At 41.8% G+C, this 1,682-nt stretch carries 1 protein-coding gene; it reads left to right on the top strand.

All coding sequences use genetic code 11. From position 1 onward, the window contains the following. Positions 1–97: 97 nt before the first annotated feature. Positions 98–1,546: a DUF3868 domain-containing protein gene (locus tag AB5903_RS22405; protein WP_195658662.1), complete on the top strand. Its 1,449-nt coding sequence runs from the start codon at positions 98–100 to the stop codon at positions 1,544–1,546. Positions 1,547–1,682 lie beyond the last annotated feature (136 nt).

Genomic DNA, 1,682 nt, shown 5'->3' with positions numbered 1-1,682 from the left:
TGACAAACTTTTCAAAGAACTCATTTTATTTACTGCCAGAGCCGCTTAGGCGTGGCGAATTTTTAACGAATTATTGTAAATATTAAAAACAGAATCAATGAAACCAATACAATATTATATAGGAATACTTTCTGTGCTGGGATATGTATACTGTTTGCCGGTGGTAGGACAGGTGGAGGATAAGGTTGTCAGAAAGGGGAATCCTCGTTTGGAATATACAGATGTGAAAACCGGACGTAGCCCGGAAGGGAAAATGTTTACCGTTTCTTTCAATATAGTAGAATCCATCAATCGGTTGAAGACACAGGAAATTGTTTATATCTATCCCTCTCTGGTATCTTCTGACGGCAATATCAGGACTACTTTCTCGCCTTTGTGTATTTCCGGAAAGAAAAGATACAAGGTTGTTGCCCGTAAGGAAAAACTGGGTGGTAACCCGGGTACATTACTTCCTGTGAAGGATATTCGCAGTTCCAGAGATTTGAGGGAGCCTGGAATCTCCGTCAGGGAAGCATTGCCTTTTGAACGTTGGATGGCTTCCGGCCATCTCTTTCTTCGTGAAGAGGTGTATGGATGTGCCGAGTGCGGTAAAGGTGTGAGCCAGTTGAATATACCGGTAACCGGGATAGACCTTTTTGGCCCGGAAGACTATAAATACATTTTTTATACTCCGGAAAAGGTGGAGATAAAATGTTATGAAGAAGAATTTGACTGTAAGGTCACTTTCAAATCCGCACAGCATGGACTTCTTCTTGGATTTGGTAAAAATCAGGAAGAATTAGCCCGTCTGGATGATTTTGTATCCAAAGGGCTTCGGATCAAAGGGGCTAGGCTTCGTGAGGTACATATCATGGGATACGCTTCTCCGGAAGGTGAGTTTAGTTATAATAAACATTTGGCGGAACGTCGTACTCATACGCTTTCTTATTATGTACTGAGTAAGTATCCGCAGCTCAAGAAAGCCTCCATATACGAAATAGAAGGGGTGGGTGAAGACTGGAAAGGCTTGGAAAATATTATAAATGTATCTTCTTTGCCATATAAGGATGAAATTTTATCCGCTATTAAAAGGCATCATACGGATGTGGCCCGTGAAGCGGCTATACGCTCTTTAGATGGGGGAAAGGTTTATGCGGAGTTGCTTTCCACAGTTTATCCCACTTTGCGCCGTACCGTTTTTCACATGGAATTTGATGTTCGTCCCTATACGGATGACGAATTGGAGGAAATGTTTATTACCGTTCCCGGATGCCTGAGCCAGTATGAGATGTACAGGCTGGCGCAACAGTATGTCGAACAGGGAAAAAATCCGGTAAACATATATAAGAAGGCTTATGAACAGTTTGCACTTGATCCGCTGGCGGCACTTAACTATGCCAATGCGCTTTTAAAGTATGAAAAGGATGCGGATAAGGCTCTGATGATATTGGACACAGTAAAGAGTGACAGCCGTTCTGTTTATCCTATGGCAATTGCCCATAGTATGAAAGGAGACTGGCGGAAGGCGGAGGAATTACTGAAAAAAGACATGGAGCCCCGGGAATGAAAACTCCTGGACTTTCCATGACAGGATTAACGGATAAATAGCAAGCATTTAATGTATTAATACACTACTGTCCCGTAAAAGTGGATAAATAGTTCTTTGAAATTATTGAAATATAGTCAATTACACGGTTTTTTGA

It is taken from the genome of Bacteroides sp. 2201st1_D9_2201SCRN_220225, from assembly GCF_040928965.1.
Classification (GTDB): Bacteria; Bacteroidota; Bacteroidia; order Bacteroidales; family Bacteroidaceae; genus Bacteroides; species Bacteroides stercoris.
Note: the sequence above shows the minus strand (reverse complement) of the source record. Positions and strands in the feature narration are given on the sequence as shown.